This is a genomic window from Saccharothrix sp. NBAS 001, from assembly GCF_056640475.1.
In genome coordinates this window covers 7,673,248-7,700,044 of the sequence record NZ_CM153251.1, presented here as the reverse complement: position 1 = coordinate 7,700,044, position 26,797 = coordinate 7,673,248, and the positions used below count along the sequence as shown (strand labels likewise).

29 protein-coding genes are annotated in these 26,797 nt (G+C 72.1%); 20 read left to right on the top strand and 9 right to left on the bottom strand.

All coding sequences use genetic code 11. The annotated features are described in order from the left end of the window. The first annotated feature begins 139 nt into the window (after positions 1-139). Genes dnaK through AC0HI0_RS33670 form a run of 4 tightly spaced genes read left to right on the top strand, consistent with a single transcriptional unit; the run spans position 140 to position 4,264 of the window. The gene (gene dnaK / locus AC0HI0_RS33685) at positions 140-1,996 is read left to right on the top strand and encodes a molecular chaperone DnaK (RefSeq protein ID WP_480927509.1); all 1,857 of its coding nucleotides are present in this window, start codon (positions 140-142) and stop codon (positions 1,994-1,996) included. Further along, complete coding sequence (gene grpE / locus AC0HI0_RS33680; RefSeq protein ID WP_480927508.1) at positions 1,993-2,652, top strand: nucleotide exchange factor GrpE; 660 nt, start codon at positions 1,993-1,995, stop codon at positions 2,650-2,652. The genes dnaK and grpE overlap by 4 nt, the downstream gene beginning before the upstream one ends. Positions 2,653-2,669: 17 nt before the next feature. Continuing rightward, positions 2,670-3,839 carry a molecular chaperone DnaJ gene (gene dnaJ, locus AC0HI0_RS33675; RefSeq protein ID WP_480927507.1) on the top strand — a complete coding sequence of 390 codons (1,170 nt, stop codon included), beginning with the start codon at positions 2,670-2,672 and terminating at the stop codon, positions 3,837-3,839. Next, positions 3,836-4,264, top strand: coding sequence for a heat shock protein transcriptional repressor HspR (locus AC0HI0_RS33670; protein ID WP_480927506.1), 429 nt, complete (start codon positions 3,836-3,838; stop codon positions 4,262-4,264). The genes dnaJ and AC0HI0_RS33670 overlap by 4 nt, the downstream gene beginning before the upstream one ends. A 154-nt stretch (positions 4,265-4,418) precedes the next feature. Here AC0HI0_RS33670 and AC0HI0_RS33665 read toward each other — a convergent pair whose 3' ends face one another. The 3 genes from AC0HI0_RS33665 to AC0HI0_RS33655 all read right to left on the bottom strand — a co-directional run bounded on the left by AC0HI0_RS33665 (position 4,419) and on the right by AC0HI0_RS33655 (position 6,842). After that, complete coding sequence (locus tag AC0HI0_RS33665; RefSeq protein ID WP_480927505.1) at positions 4,419-5,522, bottom strand: FAD-binding oxidoreductase; 1,104 nt, start codon at positions 5,520-5,522, stop codon at positions 4,419-4,421. A 497-nt stretch (positions 5,523-6,019) separates the two neighbouring features. After that, positions 6,020-6,400: a VOC family protein gene (locus tag AC0HI0_RS33660; protein WP_480927504.1), complete on the bottom strand. Its 381-nt coding sequence runs from the start codon at positions 6,398-6,400 to the stop codon at positions 6,020-6,022. 64 nt (positions 6,401-6,464) lie between these two features. Continuing rightward, positions 6,465-6,842: a VOC family protein gene (locus tag AC0HI0_RS33655; protein WP_480927503.1), complete on the bottom strand. Its 378-nt coding sequence runs from the start codon at positions 6,840-6,842 to the stop codon at positions 6,465-6,467. Between the two features lie 166 nt (positions 6,843-7,008). Here AC0HI0_RS33655 and clpB point away from each other — a divergent pair, with 166 nt between their 5' ends. From clpB to AC0HI0_RS33640, 3 genes are all read left to right on the top strand, one after another. Continuing rightward, on the top strand, positions 7,009-9,591 hold the full coding sequence (clpB, locus tag AC0HI0_RS33650) for an ATP-dependent chaperone ClpB (RefSeq protein ID WP_480927502.1): 2,583 nt from the start codon (positions 7,009-7,011) through the stop codon (positions 9,589-9,591). Between the two features lie 214 nt (positions 9,592-9,805). Then, on the top strand, positions 9,806-10,501 hold the full coding sequence (locus AC0HI0_RS33645) for a type III secretion system chaperone family protein (RefSeq protein WP_480927501.1): 696 nt from the start codon (positions 9,806-9,808) through the stop codon (positions 10,499-10,501). Beyond that, positions 10,498-11,277 carry an SDR family NAD(P)-dependent oxidoreductase gene (locus AC0HI0_RS33640; protein WP_480927500.1) on the top strand — a complete coding sequence of 260 codons (780 nt, stop codon included), beginning with the start codon at positions 10,498-10,500 and terminating at the stop codon, positions 11,275-11,277. The genes AC0HI0_RS33645 and AC0HI0_RS33640 overlap by 4 nt, the downstream gene beginning before the upstream one ends. Positions 11,278-11,288: 11 nt before the next feature. Here AC0HI0_RS33640 and AC0HI0_RS33635 read toward each other — a convergent pair whose 3' ends face one another. Continuing rightward, complete coding sequence (locus AC0HI0_RS33635) at positions 11,289-12,101, bottom strand: tetratricopeptide repeat protein (protein WP_480927499.1); 813 nt, start codon at positions 12,099-12,101, stop codon at positions 11,289-11,291. 115 nt (positions 12,102-12,216) lie between these two features. Between AC0HI0_RS33635 and AC0HI0_RS33630 the strand changes: the two genes are divergently transcribed. Next, positions 12,217-13,452: a helix-turn-helix domain-containing protein gene (locus tag AC0HI0_RS33630; RefSeq protein ID WP_480927498.1), complete on the top strand. Its 1,236-nt coding sequence runs from the start codon at positions 12,217-12,219 to the stop codon at positions 13,450-13,452. Positions 13,453-13,521: 69 nt separating this feature from the next. On the opposite strand, the gene AC0HI0_RS33625 is transcribed toward AC0HI0_RS33630, so the two are convergent. Next, positions 13,522-14,019, bottom strand: a complete 498-nt coding sequence (locus tag AC0HI0_RS33625; protein WP_480927497.1) for a hypothetical protein — start codon at positions 14,017-14,019, stop codon at positions 13,522-13,524. A 233-nt stretch (positions 14,020-14,252) separates the two neighbouring features. On the opposite strand from AC0HI0_RS33625, the gene AC0HI0_RS33620 reads away from it, so the two are divergent. From AC0HI0_RS33620 to AC0HI0_RS33610, 3 genes are read left to right on the top strand one after another with little or no spacing between them, the layout of a single operon-like run. Further along, positions 14,253-14,606: a hypothetical protein gene (locus AC0HI0_RS33620; RefSeq protein WP_480927496.1), complete on the top strand. Its 354-nt coding sequence runs from the start codon at positions 14,253-14,255 to the stop codon at positions 14,604-14,606. Continuing rightward, positions 14,603-15,535, top strand: coding sequence for a WXG100 family type VII secretion target (locus tag AC0HI0_RS33615; protein WP_480927495.1), 933 nt, complete (start codon positions 14,603-14,605; stop codon positions 15,533-15,535). The genes AC0HI0_RS33620 and AC0HI0_RS33615 overlap by 4 nt, the downstream gene beginning before the upstream one ends. Further along, positions 15,532-15,960, top strand: coding sequence for a hypothetical protein (locus AC0HI0_RS33610; RefSeq protein WP_480927494.1), 429 nt, complete (start codon positions 15,532-15,534; stop codon positions 15,958-15,960). Before AC0HI0_RS33615 ends, AC0HI0_RS33610 begins: the two co-directional genes overlap by 4 nt. Before the next feature lie 10 nt (positions 15,961-15,970). Here AC0HI0_RS33610 and AC0HI0_RS33605 read toward each other — a convergent pair whose 3' ends face one another. Further along, positions 15,971-16,537 carry a hypothetical protein gene (locus tag AC0HI0_RS33605; protein ID WP_480927493.1) on the bottom strand — a complete coding sequence of 189 codons (567 nt, stop codon included), beginning with the start codon at positions 16,535-16,537 and terminating at the stop codon, positions 15,971-15,973. Between the two features lie 53 nt (positions 16,538-16,590). Here AC0HI0_RS33605 and pyrE point away from each other — a divergent pair, with 53 nt between their 5' ends. From pyrE to AC0HI0_RS33575, 6 genes are all read left to right on the top strand, one after another. Further along, a complete protein-coding gene (gene pyrE, locus AC0HI0_RS33600) occupies positions 16,591-17,145 on the top strand; it encodes an orotate phosphoribosyltransferase (RefSeq protein ID WP_480934448.1) in 555 nt (184 codons plus the stop codon). Position 17,146: 1 nt separating this feature from the next. Then, positions 17,147-17,836, top strand: coding sequence for a hypothetical protein (locus AC0HI0_RS33595; protein WP_480927492.1), 690 nt, complete (start codon positions 17,147-17,149; stop codon positions 17,834-17,836). A 63-nt stretch (positions 17,837-17,899) separates the two neighbouring features. Next, positions 17,900-18,286, top strand: a complete 387-nt coding sequence (locus tag AC0HI0_RS33590) for a DUF2784 domain-containing protein (protein ID WP_480927491.1) — start codon at positions 17,900-17,902, stop codon at positions 18,284-18,286. A gap of 206 nt (positions 18,287-18,492) precedes the next feature. Further along, positions 18,493-19,338 carry a hypothetical protein gene (locus tag AC0HI0_RS33585; protein ID WP_480927490.1) on the top strand — a complete coding sequence of 282 codons (846 nt, stop codon included), beginning with the start codon at positions 18,493-18,495 and terminating at the stop codon, positions 19,336-19,338. A gap of 134 nt (positions 19,339-19,472) precedes the next feature. Continuing rightward, positions 19,473-20,159: a TrmH family RNA methyltransferase gene (locus AC0HI0_RS33580; RefSeq protein WP_480927489.1), complete on the top strand. Its 687-nt coding sequence runs from the start codon at positions 19,473-19,475 to the stop codon at positions 20,157-20,159. Between the two features lie 25 nt (positions 20,160-20,184). Next, positions 20,185-21,270 (top strand): glycoside hydrolase family 76 protein, encoded by a 1,086-nt coding sequence (locus AC0HI0_RS33575; RefSeq protein ID WP_480927488.1) that lies wholly within the window; start codon positions 20,185-20,187, stop codon positions 21,268-21,270. On the opposite strand, the gene AC0HI0_RS33570 is transcribed toward AC0HI0_RS33575, so the two are convergent. Then, on the bottom strand, positions 21,251-22,021 hold the full coding sequence (locus AC0HI0_RS33570) for a sugar phosphate isomerase/epimerase family protein (RefSeq protein ID WP_480927487.1): 771 nt from the start codon (positions 22,019-22,021) through the stop codon (positions 21,251-21,253). The two genes, AC0HI0_RS33575 and AC0HI0_RS33570, sit on opposite strands and share 20 nt — an antisense overlap. Positions 22,022-22,033: 12 nt before the next feature. Next, positions 22,034-22,990, bottom strand: a complete 957-nt coding sequence (locus AC0HI0_RS33565; RefSeq protein WP_480927486.1) for a LacI family DNA-binding transcriptional regulator — start codon at positions 22,988-22,990, stop codon at positions 22,034-22,036. 77 nt (positions 22,991-23,067) lie between these two features. On the opposite strand from AC0HI0_RS33565, the gene AC0HI0_RS33560 reads away from it, so the two are divergent. Together AC0HI0_RS33560 and AC0HI0_RS33555 are read left to right on the top strand one after the other, a co-directional pair. Continuing rightward, complete coding sequence (locus tag AC0HI0_RS33560) at positions 23,068-23,901, top strand: PfkB family carbohydrate kinase (RefSeq protein ID WP_480934447.1); 834 nt, start codon at positions 23,068-23,070, stop codon at positions 23,899-23,901. Further along, positions 23,898-24,518, top strand: coding sequence for a nucleoside/nucleotide kinase family protein (locus AC0HI0_RS33555; protein WP_480927485.1), 621 nt, complete (start codon positions 23,898-23,900; stop codon positions 24,516-24,518). Before AC0HI0_RS33560 ends, AC0HI0_RS33555 begins: the two co-directional genes overlap by 4 nt. 16 nt (positions 24,519-24,534) lie before the next feature. On the opposite strand, the gene AC0HI0_RS33550 is transcribed toward AC0HI0_RS33555, so the two are convergent. Then, on the bottom strand, positions 24,535-25,176 hold the full coding sequence (locus AC0HI0_RS33550) for a DedA family protein (protein ID WP_480927484.1): 642 nt from the start codon (positions 25,174-25,176) through the stop codon (positions 24,535-24,537). Between the two features lie 177 nt (positions 25,177-25,353). Here AC0HI0_RS33550 and AC0HI0_RS33545 point away from each other — a divergent pair, with 177 nt between their 5' ends. Then, positions 25,354-26,724, top strand: coding sequence for an FAD-binding oxidoreductase (locus AC0HI0_RS33545; protein ID WP_480927483.1), 1,371 nt, complete (start codon positions 25,354-25,356; stop codon positions 26,722-26,724). Positions 26,725-26,797 lie beyond the last annotated feature (73 nt).

The window sequence follows — 26,797 nt, the reverse complement described above, 5'->3', positions numbered from 1 at the left end:
GGGAACACCGGACGCTCCCCGGTCGTTGGACAGGCAGAAAGGTTGAGCCGAGTGGACTCAAGTCCGCCGAACCTGGCAAACTTGAGCGCACACCGCTCAACGCGGGGCTCTCACACACGTACTACCAGGAGGAATCCAAATGGCGCGAGCGGTCGGCATCGACCTGGGGACGACCAACTCCGTCGTCGCGGTTCTCGAAGGTGGCGAGCCGACGGTGATCGCCAACTCCGAGGGGTCGCGGACCACCCCGTCCATCGTCGCCTTCGCCAAGAACGGCGAGGTGCTCACCGGTCAGCCCGCCAAGAACCAGGCGGTGACCAACGTCGACCGGACCATCCGGTCGGTCAAGCGGCACATCGGCACGAACTGGACGACCGACGAGATCGACGGCAAGAAGTACACGCCGCAGGAGATCAGCGCGCGTGTCCTGATGAAGCTCAAGCGCGACGCCGAGGCGTACCTGGGCGAGGAGATCACCGACGCGGTGATCACCGTCCCGGCCTACTTCGAGGACGCGCAGCGGCAGGCCACCAAGGAGGCCGGCCAGATCGCGGGCCTCAACGTGCTGCGCATCGTCAACGAGCCCACCTCCGCCGCCCTGGCCTACGGCCTGGACAAGGGCGAGAAAGAGCAGACCATCCTGGTCTTCGACCTCGGTGGCGGCACGTTCGACGTCTCCCTGCTGGAGCTGGGCGACGGCGTGGTCGAGGTGCGCGCGACCTCGGGTGACAACCACCTGGGCGGCGACGACTGGGACCAGCGGATCGTCGACTGGCTGGTCGAGCGGTTCAAGCAGTCCAGCGGCATCGACCTGACCAAGGACAAGATGGCGCTGCAGCGGATCCGCGAGGCCGCGGAGAAGGCGAAGATCGAGCTGTCCAGCTCGAACAACGCCACCATCAACCTGCCCTACATCACCGTCGACGCGGACAAGAACCCGCTGTTCCTCGACGAGACGCTGTCGCGCGCCGAGTTCCAGCGGATCACCAACGACCTGCTGGAGCGCACCCGCGCGCCGTTCAACAACGTGATCAAGGACGCCGGCATCTCGGTCGGCGACATCGACCACGTGGTGCTGGTCGGCGGTTCCACCCGGATGCCCGCGGTGGCCGAGCTGGTCAAGGAGCTGACCGGCGGCCGCGAGCCGAACAAGGGCGTGAACCCGGACGAGGTCGTCGCGGTCGGCGCGGCGCTCCAGGCCGGCGTGCTCAAGGGCGAGGTCAAGGACGTCCTGCTGCTCGACGTCACCCCGCTGTCCCTGGGCATCGAGACCAAGGGCGGCGTGATGACCAAGCTCATCGAGCGCAACACGACGATCCCGACCAAGCGGTCCGAGATCTTCACCACGGCCGACGACAACCAGCCGTCCGTGCAGATCCAGGTGTTCCAGGGCGAGCGCGACTTCGCCGCGGACAACAAGAAGCTCGGCATGTTCGAGCTGACCGGCCTGCCGCCCGCCCCGCGCGGCGTCCCGCAGATCGAGGTCACCTTCGACATCGACGCGAACGGCATCGTGCACGTGTCCGCCAAGGACATGGGCACCGGCAAGGAACAGCGGATGACGATCACCGGCGGCTCGGCGCTGCCGAAGGACGACATCGACCGGATGATCAAGGACGCCGAGGCGCACGCCGAGGAGGACAAGCGCCGCCGCGACGAGGCCGAGGTCCGCAACCAGGCCGAGACGCTGGTCTACCAGACCGACAAGGTGCTCAAGGAGAACGACGAGAAGATCCCGGCCGAGGTCAAGGACAAGGTCAAGGCCGCGCTGGAGGAGACCACCGAGGCGCTCAAGGGCACCGACATCGCCAAGGTCCGGGCCGCGGTGGAGAAGCTCGCCACCGAGTCGCAGGCGATCGGCCAGTCCCTCTACGCCAACACCGGGGCCGCCCCCACCGCCGACGCCCCCGCGGGTGACGCGGGCGCGGCCGGCCCGAAGGCCGACGACGTGGTGGACGCCGAGATCGTGGACGAGGACGAGGACAAGAAGAAGTGACCCAGTCGGAAGAGCAGCCGCACGTGGTGGTCAACGACCGCCGCCGCATCGACCCGGAGACGGGCGAGGTGCGTCCTCCCGCCGAGGAGGCCGCACCGGCTCCCGCTTCCGACGAGGTCACCGGGACCGAGGAGGGCGGCCGCCACGCCGCCGCCGAGGCCGGGTCCGCCGACGCGGGGTCGGTCGAGGCCGACCCCGCGGCCGAGCTGAAGGCCCAGTTGGACGAGCGGACGGCCGACCTCCAGCGGCTGACCGCGGAGTACGCCAACTACCGCAAGCGCGTCGAGCGCGACCGGGAGCTGGTGGTCAACACGGCCAAGGCCAACGTCGCCGGCGAACTGCTCGGCGTGCTGGACGACATCGAGCGGGCGGGCGCGCACGGCGACTTGACCGGCGCGTTCAAGGCGGTGGCCGACAAGCTGGTCAGCGCCCTGAGCGGCACCGGCCTGGAGCCGTTCGGGCACGAGGGCGAGCCCTTCGACCCGGCGGTGCACGAGGCCGTGCAGCACGGCACGTCCCCGGACGTGACCGGTCCGACGGTGACCGCCGTGCTCCGGCGCGGCTACCGGTTCGGCGAGCGCGTGCTGCGGCCCGCGCTGGTCGCGGTGACCGATTACGAACCGGCCGGCGACGCGCCGGTCGACCAGCAGGACTGAAGGGGAGGGGGCGTCCGGTGAGTGCCCGGGATTGGATCGACAAGGACTTCTACCGGGAGCTGGGCGTCTCCTCCGACGCCTCGGCCGACGAGATCAAGAAGGCGTACCGGAAGCTGGCGCGGGAACTGCACCCCGACGCCAACCCCGGCGACGCCAAGGCCGAGGCGCGGTTCAAGGCGGTGTCCGAGGCGTACGGGGTGCTCTCGGACGCCGCGAAGCGCAAGCAGTACGACGAGGCCCGCCGCCTGTTCGCGGGCGGCGGGGGCTTCCCCGGCGGCTTCGGCCAGGGCGGCGGCTTCGACGTCGGCGACCTGTTCAACCGCCAGCAGCAGGGCGGCGGCATGGGCGGTGGCCTCGGCGACCTGCTCGGCGGCCTGTTCAACCGGCGCGGTGGCGGCCCGCAGTCGTCGGCCACCCGCCCGCGCCGGGGCGAGGACGTCGAGACCGACGTCCGGATCGACTTCACCGAGGCGGTGAAGGGCGCGACCGTGCCGATGCGGCTGTCCAGCCCCGCGACCTGCGCGACCTGCGCGGGTTCCGGCGCCCGGCCGGGCACCTCGCCGCGCACCTGCCCGAACTGCGGCGGGGCCGGCCTGGTCACCCGCAACCAGGGCGCGTTCGCGTTCTCCGAGCCGTGCGCGGACTGCCGGGGCACCGGTCGGATCATCGACGACCCGTGCCCGGACTGCGGCGGCGAGGGGGTCAGCACCAAGACCCGCACGCTGACCATCCGCATCCCCGCCGGCGTGGACGACGGCCAGCGCATCCGGCTGGCCGGGCAGGGCGAGCCGGGGCGCAACAACGGGCCCAACGGCGACCTCTACGTGCGCGTGCACGTCAACCCGGACCCGGTGTTCGGGCGCACGGGCAACAACCTGACGCTGACCGTGCCGGTGACGTTCCCCGAACTGGCGCTGGGCACCACGTTGACCGTGCCCACGCTGGAGGGCAAGGTGACCGTGAAGGTGGCCGCGGGCACGCAGTCCGGTCAGGTGCTGCGGGCCAAGGGCAAGGGCATCGCCAAGCGGGACGGGCAGGTCGGCGACCTGCTGATCACGTTGCAGGTGGCGGTGCCGAACAACACGGACGCCGCCGCGCGCGAGGCGTTGGAGGCGTACGCGTCGACAACCGCCCAGCACGACCCGAGGGCGGACCTCAACGCCTTGGTGGAGAAGAGGTCGACATGACGTTCCCGTTCCCACCGGGCACTGACGAGGACACCCCGTTCTTCGTCATCTCGGTGGCGGCGCAGCTGTCCGGCCTGCACGCGCAGACCCTGCGGTCCTACGACCGGATGGGCCTGGTGTCGCCGGGCCGCACGTCCGGCGGGGGTCGGCGGTACTCGATGCGCGACATCGTGGTGCTGCGCGAGGTGCAGCGCCTCTCCCAGGAGGAGGGCGTCAACCTCGCGGGCATCAAGCGGATCATCGAGCTGGAGAACGAGGTGGGCGCGTTGCGCGCGCACGTGGCCGAGCTGACCGAGCAGCTGGCGTCCGCGCTGGCCGCCGCCGAGCACGCCGCCGCGTCCGTGCACGCCTCGCTGCGGCGAGACCTGGTCCCGGTCCGCCACGAGACCGCCCTGGTCGTCTGGAAGCCCAACAGGCAGCGCTGACGTCACGCACCACCACGGCACCGGTCCGGCTTCCCCGCCGAACGGTGCCGTCGTCGTTCCACGCCGGGGTTCGCCCGCACGGCGTCGGCCCGGTTCGGACCCGTCACCCGGTACGCCCCCGCCACCGGCCCGCACGCCGGTCGGCGGAGCCGCGTCAGTCCAGGGTGAACGGGTCGTACTTGATCCGGTCCAGCGGCGTGCCGGCGACGAGCATCCGGGACACGGTGGCGCGGATCATCGACGGCGAGCCGCAGACCAGCACGTCGCGCTCCTCCCACGCCCCGTACCGGGTGACGACGTCGGCCAGGGTGCCCTGCTCGACGCCGCGCGCGCCGGGGTCGGACTCCAGCACCGGCACGACGGTCAGCCACGGGTTGCTCCCCGCGACCCGCTGGAGGTTGTCCAGGTCGTAGAGGTCCTCGCGGGTGCGCCCGCCGACGAACAGGTGCACGCGGGGGTTCTCGCCCCACTGCGCCATCTCGTCGATGATCGCGTGCATCGGCGCGACGCCCGTGCCGCCGGCGACCATGAGCACGTCGCGGCCGGCCTTCCGGTCGACGTGCAGGCGGCCCATCGGCGGCCCGATGCGCCACACGTCACCCGGTTGGGTGTGACCGACGACCGACCGGCTGACCCAGCCGCCCTCGACGGACCGGATGTGGAACTCGATGATGCCGTCCTCGCGCGGGGCGTTGGCGGGCGAGAAGTACCGCCACAGCCGGGCCCGTTGCGGCGTCTCGACGCTCACGTACTGGCCGGCGCGATACCCGATCGGGTGATCCGGCTGGAGCCGGACCACGGCCAGGTCCCAGCTCACCCGCTGGTGCTCCAGCACGGTCGCGTGCCAGTAGGCCGGGCCGTCGTCGGCGGCCGCCGCCTCCTGCATGGCGCGCGCCATGATCGTGTACGCCTCGGCCCAGGCCAGTTCGACCTGCGGCGTCCAGGCGGTGCCGGCGAACTTCTTGACGGCCGCGAGCAGCGCCGTGCCGACCGACTCGTAGTGGACGTTGACCACGCCGAACTTGCGGTGGTCGCGGCCCAGCTGGCGGAGGAACGGGATCAGGTCGTCCGGGCGGTCCACCATCTGCACGACGTGGACCAGTGCCCGCAGCAGCCTGCTCCGCTGCACCTCCATGTTCGCGGGGAACATCTCGCGGGTGGCAGGTGCCAGGCTGAACAGCATTCCGTAGAAGAACTTGGCGACCTCTTCGGAGCGCGGCTCCACGACCGCGAAGCTCTCCCGGATCATCCGCACCATCGCGGTGACACCCGGAGGAGGTTCTCGGTGAGGAGGGCTCGGGATGGGGCTCAACACAGCGTTCGCAGTCATGGTCCGGGCGCAGTCTCCACGTTTCTGGCGGCGCCAGCAAGGCGCTACGTCCTCGTCAAGCTTCCATCCCCGACGATGGGAGGCTAACCCGTCAACTGGCCGGTTGACTCCTTGATGCCACCTTCGAGTGCAGTGGGTTCACACAGGGTCACGATACGTTCCGACCTTCGGATGAACATTCCGGCTGACGTGTACCGGGTTCGCGGATTGCGCCCCACCGACAGGCGAGCGGCCCCGCCGAACTGGTGTTTCCGGTGCCGGCACCCGCCCCGCCCGGCCGGGCGAGGCGGGCGTCTCACCCGGCCGGCGGCCGGCGTTCCGCACTCCTGCGGTGTGCCGTGACCACCTGTGGATTCACACCTGGGGATTGTGGATAACTGCCCCTGCGATGTGGACAACCGATTGCGACATGTGGGTGACCTGCGTCAGGAGGTCGCCGCCCGCTCGGCTGCGCTGCGTTCCACGCAGAACTCGTTGCCCTCCGGGTCGGCCAGCACCACCCAGCCGGTGCCGTCCGGGCGGCGCTGGTCGTCGAGCAGGGAGGCGCCGAGGGCCAGCAGCCGCTCGACCTCCTCGTCCCGCGCGGTGTCGGGCTGGAGGTCCAGGTGCACCCGGTTCTTGACCGTCTTGCCCTCCGGGACCTCGATGAACAGCAGTCCCGGGCCGGACGGGAGCGCGACCAGCACCTCCGGGTCGCCGGGCCGGTCGTCGGCCGAGACCGGCCGTCCGGTGACCCGGCTCCAGAACGTGGCCAGGGCGTAGGCGTCGCGGCAGTCGAACGTGATGTGGTGCACGAGTGAACTCATGACCCGGATGGTCGGGTGCGCCCCCGGTCGGGCGCACCGGGATTTCGACCCCGTGATCCCCGTCTCATCCGCCGTAGGGGACGGTGAGGATCTCCAGCCGGTGGCCGTTCGGGTCCTCGAAGTAGACGCCCCGGCCGCCGTCGTTGGTGTTGATCTCGCCGGGCCGCCGCTGGAACGGGTCGGCCCAGTAGGACAGCCCGCGCGCCCGCACGCGGCCGAAGATCTCGTCGAACTCGGCCTCGGAGACCAGGAACGCGTAGTGCTGCGAGCTGATGTCGTCGTCGGTGGCCAGCACGTCCAGGGTGACCTCGTTGGCGGTCGCCACGGTCAGGAACGGCCCGAACGCGACGGCGGGGGCCAATCCGAAGACCTCGACCAGGAAGTCGGCGGTCGCGCGGGCGTCGTGAGCGGAAACGATGGTGTGGTTCAGCTTCACGGTCATGTCACTTACGGTAAAACCTCAAGTATTGTCGAGGTCAAGGCGTGGCCCACGACACACCGATTCGACTAGGTTGAGCGGAACCGGCTCAACTTTTCTGACGTTGAGCGGGATGGCGGCCGGTTTGCCAGGCTGGCCCCAGGCAGGGAACCACCGACCGAGGTGAGGAATGGACGCTTTCAACCCGACCACGAAGACGCAGCAGGCCGTGTCCGCGGCGGTGCAGGCCGCGACCGTCGCGGGCAACCCCGACGTGACCTCGGTCCACCTCCTCGGCGCGCTCCTCGCCCAGGGCGACGGCTTGACCGCCCCGCTGCTGTCCGCCGTCGGCGCGGACCCCAAGCTCGTGCACAAGGAGCTGGAGCAGTTGGCCCGCGCCCTCCCGGCGGCCAGCGGCTCCTCGGTGTCCGCGCCCCAGCTCTCCCGCGACGCCGTCCGGGTGCTGGGCAAGGCCCAGGAACTCGCCACCGAGATGGGCGACGAGTACGTCTCCACCGAACACCTGCTGGTCGGCCTCGCGCAGCACGGCGGGCAGGTCGCCGACCTGCTCGGCCGGCACGGGGCCACCCCGGACGCGCTCAAGGACGCGTTCGGCAAGGTCCGCGGCTCGGCCCGGGTGACCAGCCCCGACCCGGAGGGCACCTACAAGGCGCTGGAGAAGTTCGGCGTCGACCTGACCGAGCGCGCCCGCAAGGGCGAACTCGACCCGGTGATCGGCCGCAACACCGAGATCCGCCGGGTCGTCCAGGTGCTGTCCCGGCGCACCAAGAACAACCCGGTGCTGATCGGCGAGCCCGGCGTCGGCAAGACCGCGATCGTGGAGGGCCTGGCCCAGCGGATCATCGCGGGCGACGTGCCCGAGTCGCTGCGCGGCAAGCGCGTGGTCGCCCTCGACCTGGGCGCGATGGTCGCCGGCGCGAAGTACCGGGGCGAGTTCGAGGAGCGGCTCAAGGCCGTGCTCAAGGAGATCACCGACTCGGCCGGCCAGGTCATCACCTTCATCGACGAGCTGCACACCATCGTCGGCGCGGGCGCGACCGGCGAGTCCGCGATGGACGCGGGCAACATGATCAAGCCGATGCTGGCCCGGGGCGAGCTGCGGATGGTCGGCGCGACCACCCTCGACGAGTACCGCGAGCACATCGAGAAGGACGCCGCCCTGGAGCGGCGGTTCCAGCAGGTGCTGGTCGGCGAGCCGTCCGTGGAGGACACGATCGGCATCCTGCGCGGCCTCAAGGACCGCTACGAGGTGCACCACGGCGTGCGCATCACCGACGCCGCGCTGGTCGCCGCCGCCACCCTGTCCGACCGCTACATCACCGCCCGCTTCCTGCCCGACAAGGCCATCGACCTGGTGGACGAGTCGGCGTCGCGGCTGCGCATGGAGATCGACTCCCGCCCGGTCGAGATCGACGAGGTCGAGCGGGCGGTCCGGCGGCTGGAGATCGAGGAGATGGCGCTGGCCAAGGAGTCCGACGCGGCCTCCCGCGAGCGGCTGGCCGCGCTGCGCGCGGAACTGGCCGAGAAGCGCGAGGACCTGTCCGCGCTGACCGCCCGCTGGCAGAACGAGAAGGGCTCCATCGAGAAGGTCCGCGACCTCAAGGAGCAGCTCGAAGGGCTGCGCGGCGAGTCCGAGCGGGCCGAGCGCGACGGCGACCTGGGCCGGGCCGCCGAGCTGCGCTACGGCCGCATCCCGGCGTTGGAGAAGGAGTTGGAGGCGGCGACCCGCAGCACCCAGGACGCCGCGGTGATGCTCAAGGAGGAGGTCGGCCCGGACGACATCGCCGACGTGGTCAGCGCGTGGACCGGCATCCCGGCCGGCCGCCTGCTGGAGGGCGAGACGGCCAAGCTGCTGCGGATGGAGGACGAACTCGGCAAGCGGGTCGTCGGCCAGGGCGAAGCGGTGCGGGTGGTGTCCGACGCGGTGCGCCGGACCAGGGCCGGCGTCGCCGACCCGGACCGCCCGACCGGCAGCTTCCTGTTCCTCGGCCCGACCGGCGTCGGCAAGACCGAGCTGGCCAAGGCGCTGGCCGAGTTCCTGTTCGACGACGAGCGGGCGATGATCCGGATCGACATGTCCGAGTACTCGGAGAAGCACTCGGTCGCCCGGCTGGTCGGCGCGCCGCCCGGCTACGTCGGCTACGACCAGGGCGGCCAGCTCACCGAGAGCGTCCGCCGCCGGCCGTACAGCGTGGTGCTGCTCGACGAGGTGGAAAAAGCTCACCCGGACGTGTTCGACGTGCTGCTGCAGGTCCTGGACGACGGCCGGCTGACCGACGGCCAGGGCCGGACGGTCGACTTCCGCAACACCATCCTGGTGCTCACCTCGAACCTCGGGTCCCAGGTCATCGCGGACGCCAACCTGGACGAGCGGCAGCGCACCGACGCGGTGATGTCCGTGGTCCGCACCCACTTCAAGCCGGAGTTCCTCAACCGGCTCGACGACGTGGTGGTGTTCCGGTCGCTGGCCACCGAGGAGCTGACCTCGATCGTGGACATCCAGGTCGACCGGCTGGCGCGGCGCCTGGCGCAGCGCCGGCTGACGCTGGAGGTCACGCCGAGCGCCCGCGACTGGCTGGCCATCAACGGCTTCGACCCGGTCTACGGCGCGCGGCCGCTGCGCCGGCTGATCCAGTCGTCCATCGGCGACCAGCTGGCCAAGGAACTGCTGGCCGGCGAGGTGCGCGACGGCGACGCGGTGCGGGTCGACGTGCTGGACGACCAGTCGGGCCTGATCGTCGGCCGGGTCTGAGCGGCCGGCTCCGAACAGCGCAACGCCCCGTCCCGGACCGCCGCGCGGTCCGGGACGAGGCGTGACCAGGCACGACCACCGGGCCGTCGAGGTGGGGGCGGGTGGATCGAGAAAGCCGGCGTAGCGGCGTCCCGGGTAACGGGTTGGGCCGATCATGCGAACGAGCCACCAAGTGATCTTCGTTTGGTCGCCGTCGCCCGCTACCCTCGCACTCGTGGGCATACCGGCGTGGGTCTGGTTCACCGTCGCCGCGGTCGCGGGCGTCGCGGGGTTCGCTCTGCTGGCGACCGACCGGGCGCAGCGAACCGCGCGTAACCGCGAACGGCGTCGGTGGGCGGCGTTGCGCGGGTGGCAGTTCGAGGAGACCGACCACGTGCTGCCCACCCGCTGGGAGAGCGGCGCGATCGCGTACTACGGCACGGGCGTGGCGAAGGACGTGGTGGCGGGCTCGACCTTCACCGCGGACGGCCGCCGCCAGGTGTACGTGCTCGACCACGAGACCGGCGGCAAGGTCAACTCGGTGCTGGTCGGCGTGCGCTGCCGGCGTGCCATCAGCGTGGTCGTGGAGCTGTGGCTGCCCAGCGTGCCGTTCCAGCGCGACCAGATGCCCGACCTGCTCGGCCCGGTCGGCTCGCGGTACGCGTTCGTCAGCGAGCTGCCCGCCGCCCGCAAGCTCATCACCCCGGACCTGGTCGACGCCGCCGAGGAGATCGGCGCGGACGTCACCGTGGTCTGGCTGGAGAACGACTGGGTGCTGGCGGCCGCGCCGCCGAACTCGACACCCGCCCGCCTGGAACGACTGCTGCGCGACCTCGGGGAGTTGGCTGACGTGGTCGACCCGTTCGACGCCGATCCGGACACCGACACCGGTGGCGAGGTCCACCGCCCGCAGTTCGGGCGCAAGCCGTGACCCCGCCGCTCGCCCTGGTCACCGGCGCGACGGCCGGCATCGGCGCGGCGTTCGCCCGCCGGCTCGCCGCCGAGGGACACGACCTGGTGCTGGTCGCCCGCACGCTGGACCGGCTGGAGTCCGAGGCCGAGCGGCTGAGGTCCCGGCACGGCGTCGAGGTCGAGGTGCTGCCCGCCGACCTGTCGACCGTCGAGGGCCGGGCGGAGGTCGAGGAGGTGCTGGCCGACCGCGCGTTCGACCTGCTGGTCAACAACGCGGGCTTCGCCATTTCGGGTGAGTTCTTCGCGGCGGACGCCGACAAGCTCCAGACCCAGCTCGACGTGAACGTGACCAGCGTGCTGCGGCTGACCAGGGCCGCGCTGCCCGGCATGGTCGCGCGCGGCCGGGGCGACGTGGTCAACGTGTCCAGCGTGGCCGGCTTCCTGCCGGGGCGCGGCTCGACCTACAGCGCCGACAAGGCGTGGGTGACGGCGTTCTCCGAGGGCATGGCCCAGGCGACCGCCGGCACGGGGGTCCGGGTGCTGGCCCTGTGCCCGGGTTTCGTGCGGACCGAGTTCCACCAGCGCGCGCAGATCGACATGTCGAAGAACCCCGAGTTCCTCTGGCTCGACGCGGACCGCGTGGTGCACGACTGCCTGGCCGACCTCCGCGCCGGCCGTCAGCTCTCCATCCCGGGAGCCCAGTACAAGGCGATCATCACCGCCGCCCGGCTGATGCCCCGCGCCCTCCTGCGCCGCCTCGCCTCACGGGCGGGCGGCGGCCGCAACCGCACCTAGCACCGGCGGGCCTACCCGGGACCGGCGGCCCGCACCGGCCGACCGAACTCGCCGATCCGCACCGAGGTGGGCTCCGGTGGTTCCGTCCCCGTGTCGACCGCCTGCACGAGCTGCAGGACTTCCCGTGCCGCGGCGTCGGTCAGGTACCGGAGCGCCCGGGCGAACCACTCGCGCGCCCCTGCCCGGTCGCCTCGGGCGAGACTCGCGCGTCCCAGCAGCACGTGGCACTCCGCGCGCTCTTGCGCGACCGGGAGGTCGGCCGAATCCCCGGCGTACAGCTCGTCGGCCCGGGTGAACTTGGCCATCGCGTTGTCCAGATCGCCCGCCAGGAACGCGAGCGAGCCCAACTCGCGGACCGCCCAGGCCACCCCGACCTGATTCCCGCAGGTGGCATGCCACTCGACCAGTTCGACGAGGCAGCCCGCCACCTCGTCGGGCATCGTTCGCTCCCGGTAGACGCCGGCCAACGTGTCCAACGCGTGCGCATGCCCGGCCAACGTGTCACCTGTCGGGGCGGATTGGCACCGGGCCCGCCAGACCGAGACCATTCGCGTCGCCGTTCCGGTCGCGGACAGCAGATCGCCTGCTCGTACGTAGGCGGCCGTGGCGGTGTGGAGCAGGTCCGAGACCGGTTCGGCCGGCGGGAAACGGTCGGCCAACTCCAAGCTCGTGCTGCGAAGCTCGGCCACGTCGTCGGGTGACCTGTCGACTGGGAGCGTCAGCCACAATCGGATGAGCTGCTCCGCCGCTTCGGCTACCTCGCCCTTCATCATGTGGTGCCGTGTGGTCGACAGAATGTTCGCCGAAATCAATGCTTCCTCCATACCGGCCTTGTTCGCCGGAAATCCGGTTGATCAGGTCGGTTGCGGACCGTAGGCCGGGCGATTGGCCGTAACCCCAACAAAGAGTTGGGGTTGAATCCGTCGGTACGCTGGGGTTGTGCGACCAGTTGACGACGCGTCGGTCGGTGAGCGCATCGCGTACTACCGCAAGCGCCGGTCCATGACCCAGGAAGTCCTGTGCGGGCTCGTCGGCGGGCGCACCACCGAGTGGCTGCGGCAGATCGAGAGCGGAACCCGCGAGGTCGACCGGTTGTCGACCGTCGTCGCCGTCGCCGAAGCGTTGAAGGTCAGCCCTTCCGCGCTGTTGCCCGGACCGTTCCGCGCGGTGCCCGGTCGGGTCGGGGTTCCGGACAGCGCGCCGGACGCCGTGCCCGCGATCGAGGCCGCCATGCTGCGGTACGACGGGATCGCCGGGTTGCTCGACCTGCCGGAACGACCGCGCGTGTCCGCGAAACACCTCCGGTTCCGGGTCGAACGGGCTTTTGTGTGCTCGCAAACGGAGCGGTGGTCGGAAATGGCTCCGCTGGTCCCCGTAATGATCGCCGATTCCTGGCACCTCGCCCGGCAGGCGGGATCCGATCGGGCACGCGTCGAGGCGGACGAACTCCAGGCGCTGGTCTACCGGGTGACGTCCGGAATGCTCGACCGACTCGGCGAACCGCACCTCCCCCGGGTCGCCGCCGAACGGTCGATGGCGGCGGCGGAGCGGACCGGCGACCCGTTGTTGATCGCGGGTGGGGCGTGGCGGCTGTCGGTGGTTCTGCGGCACGCGGGCAGGCTGACCGAATCCACGGACGTGCCCGTCAGCGCCGCCGACGCGCTGCGGTCGCGGCTCGGCACGCCCGAGTCGTACTCCGTGTACGGGTCGCTCATGCTCAAGGGCGCGGTCGGGGCGGCCACGCACGGCGACCACCGGAGCGTTCGCGACTACCTGGCCGAGGCGACTCGCGTGGCGGACCTGACCGGCGACCGCAACGACCACTGGTTCGCGTTCGGGCCGACCAACGTCGCCATCCACCGGGCGTGGTTGGCGGTCGAGGCGGGTGATCCGGCGCGGGCGGTCGAGTTGGCGGCCCACGTCCCGCACGACACCCTGCCGGGCGAACTCGCCGAGCGCCGGACCTCGCACCTGATCACGCTCGCGTGGGCGCACTACCTCCGCCGGCACGATCGCGAGGCGCTCGACGCGTTGAAGGACGCCCGTGCCGCCGCGCCCGAGCAGCTGATCTTCACCCGCCGCGTGCACTCGATGCTGCGCGGGATGCTCCGCCGCGAACGGAGGTCGGTGAAGCGCGACCTGCGGGCGCTCGCCGACTTCGTGGGGGTGGGCTGAGGGTCGCAGGCGATCCCCCGACCCGGGGTGGGGACTCCGGGTGCGAGGGGTCGCCTGCGGGACGTCGGGTCAGGCGGCCTGGGGAACCCAGAGCAGTTCGGTGGACCGGGTGTAGGGCGCGAGGGTCACCGGCGTGTTGTCGGCCCACGAGTCGAGCTTGAGGACCAGGTCGGTCTGCGGCACGCCGATCGAGTACAGGCCGTTGCCGGTCCGGTCGACCAGCTCCCACTCGGTCGGCTGGGAGCCGATCACGACCTGGTCGTCCACGTGGCCGAGGAACTCGCCGGACTCGGGCGAGACGATGACGACCGCGTCGGGGGAGACGGGGTCGATCCGCCACTCGGTGTCGACCCCGCTGCCCTGCTTGTGGCCGACGGCCACGCCGTCGACCGCCGTCAGGTACTGCGTCGGCCGGGCAGCGCTCTGCAGGTGGTGCTCGCCCGCCGGGGCGCTGGGCTCGGCGGTGGCGGGGGAGGTCAGGGTGAGCGTCGCGAGGGTGGCCAGTGCGACGGCGGCCAGCAGTCGCAGGAGCCGGGCGGGGGCGTGGCGGAGTGGTGCCCTGGTCATGTTCGTCCTCTTCGCATCAGCTGAACGGCCGTTCGTACGGTCCGTGCTTCTCTGACTACACGGCGTGGCCGATGGGTGCCGGCGGAGGTCGGGGGAATCGGGCGATCGAACGTGAATGGCCCTCATGGTCCAGGCGTGTTGAGACCGTTCGGGCGCTCGATCACTCTTGTGAGGGAACCTGGGTGGCGTCCGGATCGTCCCACTCCCCGACTTGGAGGAGGAGGGATCCGCCCATGGGTGAAGGCTTCAAGGTCGAGCCTGCGGAGTTGCACGGGTACGGCGAACTGCTGACCCGCAACGCGCAGCACTTCCTGACCATCAAGGACCACGCGGTCACCAAGGGCGGTGACACCTCCGGCTTCACCGGGCTGCTCGCGCTGTTGCAGCCGATCGTCACCGGGGTCGCCAACCTCTACGGCGAGACGCTCGACTTCGCCAACCAGATGATGACCAAGGAGGCCGACGGCCTGGCCAAGGCCGCCGACATGTACGCCAAGGGCGACGAGATGGCCATGAGCATCCTCGACGAGGTGCTGGCCAAGCTCGCCGAGGCCGCGAAGGCGCCCACGCTCGGGGGTGGCGCGTGACCGGGTACGCCGACGTCGAGGACCCCGCCGTCGCCCTGCGCGCCGCCGCCGAGGACCGGCCCGGTCGCCAGACGACCAAGGAGCTGATCGAGAAGGCCGGCTGGAAGATCCAGGGCGTCAACTGGATCTACCAGAAGGTCACCGGCGAGAACCTGGTCGAGTCGCTGATCAGCCCGCTGCTGGGCGACTTCGAGAAGATCGACGCCAACGCCAACGCGTGGGACCAGACCGCCAAGGCGCTCGACTCCGTCCGGCACAACGTGGGCCAGGGCGTCGAGCAGCTCGCGCCGCACTGGGAGGGCGACGCCTCGCAGGCGTTCCAGGTCCGGATGAAGACCATGTGGGTGCTCGCCATCGAGGCGGACTCGCAGGTGGCCCGGATCATCGGCAACAAGTTCCAGTCCATGGCCTCGACCTGCCGCACCGCGACCGGCCTGGCGCTGACCCTGCTCGACAAGCTGGTCACCAAGCTGATGGAAGCCGTGCTGATGGCGCCCATCCCGGTGGTCGGGTGGGGCCGCGCGGTGTGGATGGTCTACGACGCCATCCAGATCGTGGACGCCATCCGCAAGATCATCCTGTCCATCCAGACGATCATCGAGGGCGTCCAGGGGATGATCGACGGGATCGTCGCCATGGGCACCGCGCTGGCCAAGCTCAAGGACGTGCGGGACGTCAACGACCTGCTCGACGTCGTGGACGGCGTGCAGGACGGCAAGCAGAAGTTCGACAACGGCAAGTCGGCGGTGAAGTCCGGCGCGTTCAGCCTCGCCCTCGACGGGTACGGGCTCAAGGGCGCGGTCGGCGGCACCGGGCGGTACAGCGCCGGCGGTGCCGGTGGCGGTGGCGGCGGAACGGGTGGCGGCGGCGGTGGCACGGGCGGGGCACCGGCCCCGGCGCCCAGCGGCGCGGGTGGGGGTGCGCCGTGACCTTCCCCTACGACAAGGCCAGGTTGGACGCGCTGGTCGCCGACGTCGACGCGCGGATGGCCGACGCCGAGCGGGTCTCGCGCGAGGCCGCCCAGGTGCAGCTGAGGTCCAAGGGGCTGTCGCAGGCGGACTACGCGGAGATCTCGCGGTTCGCCAACAGCGCCGCCGCGCCGCGTGAGCTGCGCGACCTCGCCCGGCGGATCGACGCGGGCGAGATGACCTGGCAGGACATCGCGTCGGGCGAGCGCGCGGGCGACGAGAGCGTGCAGCGCGCGTTGCAGTCCGGCGTGCCCGAACTCCAGCGCGCCTACAACGCGATCCGCGAGGGCGACGACCCGGAGGACGTCGTCGCGGCCGGTCAGCCGCGACGGGCCCGCGGCGACGACGACGACGAGCCCGGCCGGTTCACCCAGGACGCCTGGTAGCGCGCACGGGTCAGGCGGCGGGGAAGTCGAACCCGCCGCCGCCGGTGTGGGCGGTGCCCTTGCCGCGCACCACGTCGAAGGCCAGGCCGACCGCGAGCGCGAGCGTCCGCACCGGGTCGGGCGTCGCGGGGCGCAGGCGCAGCACGTCCCGGCGCACCCGCCGGCCGTCGCGCTTGGCGATCGCGCCCTGGCTGAACCCGGCGGCGTCGCCGAAGTAGCAGATCCGGTTGCCCGCCGGGTCGAGCAGCGCGAAGTGGGTGTGGCTCTCCCGGTGCAGCGCGCCGACCGGCGTGCCGTCCGGGCGGGACACCTGGACCGGCGGCCGGCCCGGACCCTTGCGGATCAGCAGCAGCGGCCGCCCGTGCTGCGACACGACCAGGTCGAACGTCGTGCGGCCGGAGAAACCCGTGGTGCGCAGCAGTTTCCGCACCGGGCCGAGCCCGCCGCGGTCGGTCGCGGCGGCGACCGGGACGTCGTGCTCGGTGTACGCCCGCACCTGGTAGCGGGTGCCGAACAGGTGCCGGCCGGGGCCCCAGGGCTGCTCGATGACGAGCGTGTCGGTGCCGAACAGGTTCACGGTGTGCCAGCGTACGGGCGCGTATGACAGTCTTGGGAGCCGTGCGAACTGAAGTGGTTCTGGACTCCGGCGCGAAGGCCGAACTGGCCCGGCTGGTGAGCGAGTTGGCCGTCGTGCACGGCAAGGTGACGTTGTCCTCGGGCGCCGAGGCCGACTACTACATCGACCTGCGCCGCGCGACGCTGCACCACGCCGCCGCCCCGCTGATCGGCAAGCTCCTGCGGCAGCTCACCGCCGACTGGGACTACGTCGCGGCCGGCGGGCTGACCCTCGGTGCGGATCCCGTGGCGTGCGCGATGATGCACGCCGCCGCGTCGACCGGTGACGTGCTCGACGCGTTCGTGGTGCGCAAAGCCGCCAAGCAGCACGGGATGCAGCGGCGGATCGAGGGCATCGAGGTCGCCGGGCAGCGCGTGCTGGCCGTCGAGGACACCTCGACGACCGGTGGCAGCGTGCTGACCGCGGTCGAGGCGCTGCGCGAGGCGGGCGCGACGGTCGTCGGCGTGGCGACCGTGGTGGACCGCGGCACGGTGGCCCGCGAGGTGATCGAGGCCGAGGGCCTGCCCTACCGCTACCTCCTCGATCTCGCCGACCTCGGCCTGGCCTGACATGACGGCCCTCGTCCTGCTGCTGGTGATCGTGGCGATCCTCGGTGTGGGGGTCGCCGTGGGGTTGGCGCGCCGCAAGCGCAACCCGTTCACGGACCAGCGGTTCGTGAACCAGTGGGAGCAGCGGATGCGCGCGCTGGAGGCCGGTCTGGGGTGGCGGTTCGTCGCCGAGGACCAGGGCTTCCAGGAGCGCGTGCCCCAGATCGGCCGGATGCTGGAGGCCGACCGCAGCAGGGTGAGGTTCCAGATGGTCGGCCACTGGCGCGGGGTCCCCGTGCTGGCGGTCGAGGTGGTGCTGCGCACGGACAACGTGGTGGCGGCGGAGTACCGCGCGTACTCCGTCGTCGTCGTGCCCCGGCCGATGCCGGGTCCGTGGGTGCTGATCAGCCCCCGCACCGACAGCGTGTGGGGGCTGTTCGAGCAGTTCGTGGCGACCGGCGACCCGGCGTTCGACGCCCGCTACGAGGTGCGCCGCAAGAACCCGGCGTTCGCGACCGCGCTGCTCGCCTCGGGCCTGCCGCAGGCGCTGCTCCAGGACCCCCGGGCCAACGGCGTGGCGATCGCGTTCGACGAGCACAACCTGGCCGCCGCGGTGCCCGGCCCGATCCTCCAGGCCCCGCTCGGGCACCTGGCGGACCTGCTGCTCGACGTCGCAGCCCGGGTGCCGTGGCAGGCGTTGCCGCGCGGGTGACCGGCGTCATATGACGCGCGCGCTGTAGGGGTCCGTCCTACCCTGGGATCCAGGGAGGTCGCTATGGCACTGGCTTTCGCCGAACTGGTCATGGTTCTCCACTTCGGGGTGCTGCTGTTCCTGGTGGTGGGCGGTTTCCTCGCGTGGCGGTGGCCCCGGCTGATCTACCCCCACCTGGCGATGGCGGCGTGGGGCGTGCTGATCGTCGCGTTCCCGCTGGACTGCCCGCTGACCTGGGCGGAGAACGCGTTCCGCACCGCCGCCGGGCGGCCCGCGCTGGCCAACGGCTTCATCGACACCTACCTCGACGGGGTGCTCTACCCGGAGTCCGCGGCACCCACCGTGCAACTGGTCGTGGCGCTGGCCGTGGTCGGTTCGTGGGTGGGCTACCACCTGAAGCGGCGGGCTGAACAAACGTGTAATTCGGTGCAGTTCACCAATCAGCGATAAAGGCGTCATTCGCCGCTCACCGGAGTGGCCTAATCACCCTCCCCGACCGTACGAATTTCAATAGCGGCCCTCGTCGGTGCCTTACCATTCGGGTATGGGTCGGGGAGAGGCGGTCGGCGATGGGGGTGGCTCGGACACGCCTTGACGTCCGGGAATCCGGGCGGCGCGCGCGGCGGCGCGCGCCGGGTTCGTCGGTCGGTGGGCGGTTGCGCGAATACGTGGTGCACTCGGGTGTGTTCGGCCCGGTGGAGGGGGTCGCCGCGGCGCTGACGGCAGGGGGTGCGGCGCTCGCCGGGTTCGGTGAGGGGCCCCTGCGCACGGCGGGCGTCGGGCTGGTCGCGGGCGGTGCCTCGGTGCTGCTGGCAATGCTCGTGCTCAACCGGGTGGAATGGCGTCGGCGGGATCAGTCGGAGCGCGAACTGCTGCTCCGGTACTGCGACTCGCTGGAAAAGCGGCACGGCCGGAAATGGGCCGTGCAGGACTGGCTCCAGGAAGTCGACATCCGGTCGAACGGCGACGTCCGGCACCGCATCTCGTTCACCGTTGTGGTGTGCTGCGACGAACTGGACTTCGTCAGCTTCACCGACCGCGTGAACTGGGATTGGCCGGTCCGGCTCAAGCGGCGGGTGAAGGTGAAGGTGCGCAGCGTCGAGGTGGGCGGCGAGGGCGGCACCCGGTTCCGCGTGAGCACCGCGTGGCTGGACCACCGTCGGCTCAAGACCATGATCCACCTCGACGAGCCCGCGCCGCGCGACGCGGAGGTGAGCTTCGTGGTCGACGTCGAGTGGCCCGCGAAGTGCGCGCCGTTCGTGAAGGGCTACCTGCCCGACGAGTGGCTGGTGTCGTTCGGCAACACGATCGCGTGTGCGCGGTACGTGATCACGCTGCCCGCCGGGTACCACGTCCGGGTGGACAGGTTGGGACTCGTGCTGGGGCGGGACGACTACGACCTCACCCAGTCGGTGGACGACGCCGGCCGGCCGACGACGACCCTGGTGGTGCGCGACCTTCCGGCGTACCAAAAGGTCGGGATGAAGCTCGATGCGGCGTAGTAGTCTCCGCCGGTGATCAATTCGACCCCGGCAGGCATGACCACCGTTGGCGGCGAGACCGGCAGCGGTGGGGACACCGACAAGAAGTAGCGGCAGCGGCCCTGCTTGACGCGTGGGGGTGGGCAGGGTTCGCCATGGACGTCGTGCTGGAGGGGTTCCACGCGGTCAAGCACGCGCTGAGGTTCGGCGCGGTGGTGGAGCCGCTGGTCGTGCTCGACCGGGACGCGGCGGTCGCGTTCGCCCGGTCGCACGCGCCGGACCTGGTCGAGGCGTTCGAGCGGGCGGTGGTGGTCGACGCGGCCGGGTTCGCCCGGGTCGCCGGGCGGTCGCACCCGACCGGGGTGGCCGGGGTGGCGGCGCGGCCCGCGTCGGACTGGACGGCGGCCGAACCGTCCTCGCCGCTGGTGCTGCTGGACAACCCGCGCAACCTGGGCAACCTGGGCGCGGTGGTGCGGGTCGCGGCGGGGCTGGGCGCGCGGGGCGTGGTGTCGCTCGGCGACGTCGACCCGTGGCACCCCACCGTCGTGCGGGGCAGCGCCGGGCTGCACTTCGCGCTGCCGGTGGCCCGGCTGGACGGGCCGGACGTGCCGGGCGAGGTGATCGCGTTCGACGCGGACGGCGAGGACCTGCGCGGCGCGCGCATCCCGGACGACGCGGTGCTGGCGTTCGGCTCGGAGCGGCACGGCCTGTCCGACGCGGTCCGGGCGCGGGCCGACCGGGTGGTCTCGCTGCCCATGCGGCCGCTGGTGTCCAGCTACAACCTGACCACGAGCGTGGCCATGGCGCTGTACCACTGGGAGCTGTTCCGGCGAGCTTCTTGACCGATCCAGTGCGCAAGCTGGTCCGGTGACGACGCCCAAGCTGCTCGGCGCCCGCGCGGGCGTGGCCGAACGTGCTGTCGAGTCGCGCCACCTGCGCCGGGTCTGGGGCCTGCCGGGCACCGTCCTGGGCTCCGCCGGGTGGCCGGTGGACTGGCCCGGCCGCGTGCACGTCCGGTTCAACTACTGGTGGCAGGCGCACCTGCTGGACTGCGTCCTGGACGCCCAGCTGCGCGCGCCCTCGGCGGCCCGGCTCAACCTGGTCCGCCGGCTGGTGCGCGGCATCCGGGTGCGCAACGTGGTCGGCTGGACCAACGACTTCTACGACGACGTCGCCTGGCTCGGCCTGGCCCTGCAACGCGCCGAACGGGCCGGGGTGGGCAAGCCGCACGCCGTGGACGCCATCGCGCGCCGGCTGCGGTCGGGCTGGACCGACCACGGCGGCGGCGGGATCTGGTGGAAGCGCGACGACGACTTCAAGAACGTCCCGGCCAACGGACCGGCCGCGATCTTCTTCGCCCGGCTCGCCGCGACCGGCGGCGAGCGCGAGGACCTGACCCGCGCGCGGTCCATCGTGGACTGGCTGGAGGACTGCCTGCGCGACCCCGAGACCGGGCTGTTCTGGGACGGCCTGCACGTCCACCCGGACGGCTCGGTGCGCGAGGTGGAGAAGAACTTCTACACCTACTGCCAGGGCGTGGTGCTCGGCGCGTGCGTCGAACTCGGCCCGCCCTACCAGGACCTCGCCGCGCAGGTGATCACCTCGGTGGACAAGCACCTCGCGGTCCAGGGCGTGCTGCGCGGGCACGGCGGCGGGGACGGCGGGCTGTTCGGCGGCATCCTGATGCGCTACCTCGCGCAGGCCGCGCTGCGGCTGGACCGCCCGGAGGCCGCGAAGGCCGCCGACCTGGTGTTCCGGTCGGCGGAAGCGTTGTGGGGCAACCGTTCCATGGTGGTCAGCGGTCCGCTGTTCGGTCCGGAGTGGACGGAGCCCGCCGGCCGGGCGGTGCGGGGCAAGGCCGAACGCGACCTGTCCGTGCAGCTCGGCAGCTGGATGGCGCTGGAGGCCGCGGCGCTGCTGGAACGCGACGGCGTCACGCCGCCACGGCGTTGACCCACTCCAGCAGCACGGCCGCGTCCGCCCGGAACCGCTCCGGCGAATCGCCGGCCACGAACTCCAGCAGCACGTGCCGGTCCACGCCGTCGCGCGCCAGTTCGGCCAGCACCGGCTGCCACAGGTCCGCGCGCGCGGCCAGCGCGAGGCGGTCCTGCCCGCCGCCGGCACCCCACGAGAACACGTGCGCCGTGGTGAGCCTGGGCAGCAGGGTCCGGACCTCCTCGACGGCGCCGGCCACGTCCTGCGCGCCGCGCGGCTGCCAGTACGGCACCACCGACCCGTGCCCGATCTCGGCGTAGAGCCGGTTCGCCGACTCCAGCGTGTCGGTCAGGGTGTCGCGGTGGTACTCCACCGCGATCCGGATCCCGTAGTCCTCGGCGAACTCCGCCGCCTCCCGGACCGCCGCCACCACCCGCGCGCGCTGCCCGGCGGAGGTCCCCGCCGACCCGGTCGTGCCGGCCCACACCCGGATCCGGGGCGCGCCCAGCTCGCTCGCCGCGGCCACCACGGACGGCCACTCGGCCGGGTCGGTGACACCCGCCCGGTAGTAGGAGCCGTACGCCGACACGCTCAGACCCGCGTCCGCACAACGGTTGCGCGCGTCCCGCGCGCCCGCCAGGTCGTGCACCGGCACGTGCACGTCGCCACCCCACTCGACGGCCCACAACCCGCACGACCGCGCCAGGTCCACCACCTGGGGAACGGAGAGCGCGCGGAAGGTCACCGAAACCAGGCCGGGTACCAGCACCGCCCCACCGTACTAGTGACACCCGCAGGAGTGGCGGTGTTTCAACGCCGGCGGGAGCCGGATCGTCTCCGGTGCCCGCGCCGGGTCGGCGATGCGGGCCAGCAGCAGCCGCACCGCGGTCCGGCCGATCTCCTCCACCGGCTGCGCCATGGTGGTCAGCGGCGGGTCGACCAGCTCGGCCCACTCCACCTCGTCGTAGGCGACCAGCGCCAGGTCGGTGCCGATCCGCACGCCGCTCGCGCGGGCCGTCCGCAGCACGTCCACCAGCACCTGGTGGTCGCCCACCACGACGGCCGTGGCCCGGCCCAGCAGCGGGTCGAGCGAACCCGCCACCAGCTCCTCGTCCCACGCCAGCCCCGCGCGGCCCAGCCCGAGCCGGTAGCCGAGCACCCGCTCGTCGGTGGTGGCCAGCCCCGGCGTGCCGGTGACCAGCCCGATCCGCCGGTGGCCCAGCTCCGCGAGGTGCCGCGCCAGCGTGGAGGTGGCCTGCACGTTCTCCGGGCCGACCTGGTCCAGGTCCTGCGCCACGGTCAGCCGGTCCACCAGCACCGTCGGCACGCCCAGCCGGCGCAGCTCGGGCAGCGCCGCCGACCCCGACGTGGGCGTCAGCAGCACGCCGTCGACCCGCCGCGACCGCAGCATCCGCACCGCCGCCTGCTCCGACTCCGCCTCGCCGCGGGTGTCGATGAGCACCAGCGAGTACCCGGCGCGGGTCGCCTCGCTCTCGATCGCCGCGATCAGCTCGGCGAAGTACGGGTGCGACACCAGCGACACCGCCAGGCCCAGCGACTTGGTGCCCCCGGTGACCAGCGAGCGGGCGATCGCGTCACCGGTGTACCCGGTCTCGTCGATGGCCTTGAGGACCCGCTCCCGGGTGTCCGACGCGACCGACCTGGTCTCGTTGATCACGTGTGAGACCGTGGTGATGGAGACGCCGGCGAGCGCGGCGACCTCCTTCATGGTGACCATGTGCACGTCCCCGTTCGGCCTTGCGCAAGCGATTGCGGGCGACGATACCGGCTCGGAGGTGCGCGGGCGTGGCAACGGTGCTCTGTGTCGGCCTCACCACGGTCGACGTGATCCAACTGGTGGCCGAATTCCCTCTGCCGGGGCAGAAGGTCCAGTCGCTGGCCGTCCACCCGGCACCCGGCGGACCCGCCGCGAACGCCGCGCGCGCCGTGGCCGCCCTCGGGCACCGGGCCGTGCTGCTGACCGCGCTGGGCGACGAACTCGGAGGGTTCGCGCGCGGGCTGCTCGGCGGCGTCGAGGTGCACGACCTCGGGCCCGGCGGTCCGGCGCTGAGCATGGTGGCCGTGCGCGAGCGCGACGGCGAGCGGACCGTGGTGTCGCGCAACGCGCCGGCGTTCCGGCCGGCGGCCACTGTGGACGGCCGGTTGGTCGCCGAGTCCGATGTGGTCCTGGTGGACGGCCACCTCGGCCCGGTCGCGGTGGAGGCGGCCCGCGCGGCGAAGCGCGCCGGCGTGCCGGTGGTGCTGGACGCGGGCAGCTGGAAGCCTGTGCTGGACGACCTGCTGCCCCTGGTGGACGTCGCCGCGTGCTCGGCCGCCTTCGCGCTGCCCGAGCGCACGGGCGTCGCCGGGTTGCACGCGCGCGGCGTGCCGCTGGTGATCCGCACGGACGGGCCCGCGCCCGTCACCTGGTCGCTGGACGGCGTGACCGGCGAGCAGCCGGTGCCCCCGGTGGCCGACGTGGTGGACACCAACGGGGCGGGCGACGTGTGGCACGGGGCGTTGGCGGTCGCGGTGGCGCGCGGCCTGCCGGTCGCGGAGGCCGTGCGGTGGGCCAACGCGGTCGCCGCCGTGCGGGTGCGCCACACCGCGTGGGACTGGGTGGAGGAGCTGGCGCGGTGGCGGGCGTGAGGTTCGAGGAGCTGGTCGAGCGGGCGCGGGGGCTGGCCGGGCCCGGCGAGCGCCGGCTGCTGGGCATCGGCGGCGCGCCCGGGTCGGGCAAGTCGACGCTGGCCCGGCGGCTGGTGGACGCGCTGGGCGGCGCGGCGGCCCTGGTCGGGATGGACGGCTTCCACCTGGCGCAGCGAGAGCTGGACCGGCTCGGCATCGCCGACCGCAAGGGCGCGCCGGACACCTTCGACGTGCCCGGCTACGTGGACCTGCTCGGCCGGCTCAAGGCGTGCGGGCCGGACGTGGTCTACGCGCCGGAGTTCCGCCGGGAGATCGAGGAGCCGGTGGCCTGCGCCGTCCCGGTGCCGCCGGACGTGCCGCTCGTCGTGACCGAGGGCAACTACCTGCTCACCCGGCACGACCAGTGGCAGCGCGTGCGGACCGTGCTGGACGAGGCGTGGTTCCTGCTGATCGACGAGGACCTGCGGGTGGCCCGGCTGATCGACCGGCACGTCCGCTACGGCCGCCCGGTCCAGGAGGCCCGCGACCGCGTGCTGCACGGCACCGACCACCTCAACGCGGTCCTGGTCAACGCCTCGACGTCCGGTGCCGACCTGCTGATCACCGACGTGCTCTAGGCACCGGCGCGCGCGGTCAGTTGCTCTGGCTGTTGAGTTCTTCCTCGACCGGCCTGCGCATCTCCTGCCGGTAGCGGATCAGGCCGTAGGCGGTGCCGACCACGAAGAACGCCACGCTCACGATCACCGCCGCGGTCTGGAGCCACGGGACGGCGGTCAGCAGGCCCGCGCCGTAGTAGCCGGCCAGCACCAGGGTGGGCACCCAGGCGAGCGCGCCGATCGTGGTGGCCAGCATGAACCGGCGGGGGTCCATCCGGGCCGCGCCGGCGATCATCGGGGCCAGCGTGCGCACCCACGGGATCCAGCGGGCCAGCACGATCGCCCAGAAGCCGCGGCGGTCGAGGAAGTCGCGGGCCTTGGCCAGGTTCTCCTTGTTGAGCACCTTGCCGCCGCGCCGGGCGAGCAGCCTGGTCCCGGTGTGCCGGCCGACGTAGTAGCCGATCTGGTTGCCGACCACGGCCACCACCATCGCGGCGATGGACAGCAGCCACGCGCTCACCTCGCCGTCGTGCTGGGCGAGCACCACACCCGCCGCGAACAGCAGCGAGTCACCGGGCAGGAACAGGCCGAAGATGAACGCGCACTCGAAGAAGACGAAGCTCAGCGTGATGAGCCACACGGCCACCGGGCCTGCGGAATCCAGCGGGGACCACGCCATGATTTCGGACGTTGCGGACAGCACCACGGTGCCACCCTACGTGGCCGGGTGCGCTCCGCATGGCGACTCCGGGCGAACGCTTGTCGAAAGCTTGGCGACCCGGGCCCCCACCGGCCGGGCGGAGCCGGGCCGCGCGGCCTCTCGATCACCGGGGAACCGCGAGTTAGCGTGTGAGGCATGTCCCTGCTCACGGATCTGCGCGCGGCCCTCGGAACCGACGGTGTGTTGACCGATGTCGACGTCACGGCCGCCTACCAGCGCGACATGATGCCGCTCGCGCCGTACGGGCAGCCGATGGCCGTGGTGCTGCCCACGTCCACCGAGCAGGTGCAGGCGGTGGTGCGGGCGTGCGCGGCGGCCGGGGTGCCGATCGTGCCGCGCGGCGCGGGCAGCGGGCTCTCCGGCGCGGCCAACGCGGTCGACGGCTGTGTGGTGCTGGTCACCACCAAGATGAACAGCATCGTCGAGATCGACGCCGACAACCGGTTGGCCGTGGTCGAGCCGGGTGTGGTGAACCTCGACCTGCGCGGCGCGGTGGAGAAGCACGGGCTGTTCTACCCGCCGGACCCGTCCAGCTACGACTGGTGCACGATCGGCGGCAACCTGGCCACCAACGCGGGCGGGCTGTGCTGCGTGAAGTACGGCGTGACCACGGACTCGGTGCTCGGCCTGGAGGTCGTGCTGGCCTCCGGCGAGCTGCTCAAGACCGGCCGGCGGACGGTGAAGGGCGTCGCGGGCTACGACCTGGCCCGGCTGTTCGTGGGCAGCGAGGGCACGCTGGGCGTGATCACGAAGGCCACCCTCGCCCTGCGCCCGCTGCCGCAGGCCCCGTGGACCCTGGTCGCCACGTTCGACCGCACGGCCGACGCGGGCGCGGCGGTCGCCCGGGTGGTGCGCGAGGGCGTGGTGCCGTCGCTGATGGAGATCATGGACCGGACGTCCATCAAGGCCGTCGAGCAGTACCTCAAGACCGACCTGAACGCCGACGAGGCGCTGCTGATCTGCCAGTCCGACGCGGGCGGCGAGGCGGCCCGGCGCGAACTAGAGGCCATCGAGCAGGTGTGCGCGGACTCCGGCGCGACCCTCACCTACGTGACCGACGACCTGTCCGAGGGCCGCGACCTGCTGACCGCCCGCCGGTCCGTGCTGACCGCGCTGGAGGTCTACGGCGCGTGGCTGACCGACGACGTGTGCGTGCCCCGGACGAAGATCACCGAGCTGATCACCGGGTGCGAGCGGATCAGCGCCGAGGTGGGCCTGCGGATCGCCGTCGTGGGCCACGCCGGCGACGGCAACATGCACCCGACGATCGTCTACGACCCCACGTCGGAGGACGAGTTCGCGCGCGCCCGCCGGGCGTTCGACGAGATCCTGGCGGTCGGGCTGGCGCTCGGCGGCACGGTGACCGGCGAGCACGGCGTCGGCAAGATCAAGCGGGAGTGGCTGGCCAAGGAGATCGGCCCGGTCGGCCTGCGGGTGCACCGCGAGATCAAGCGGGCGCTGGACCCGGGCAACCTGTTCAACCCCGGCTCGATGTTCGGCGCGTAGCCCCGCCGGTGGTCGTCCCGCGCTGCTTGGCTTACCGCGCCCGCAGGCCGATCAAACGGGGGTTCTCGAAGCC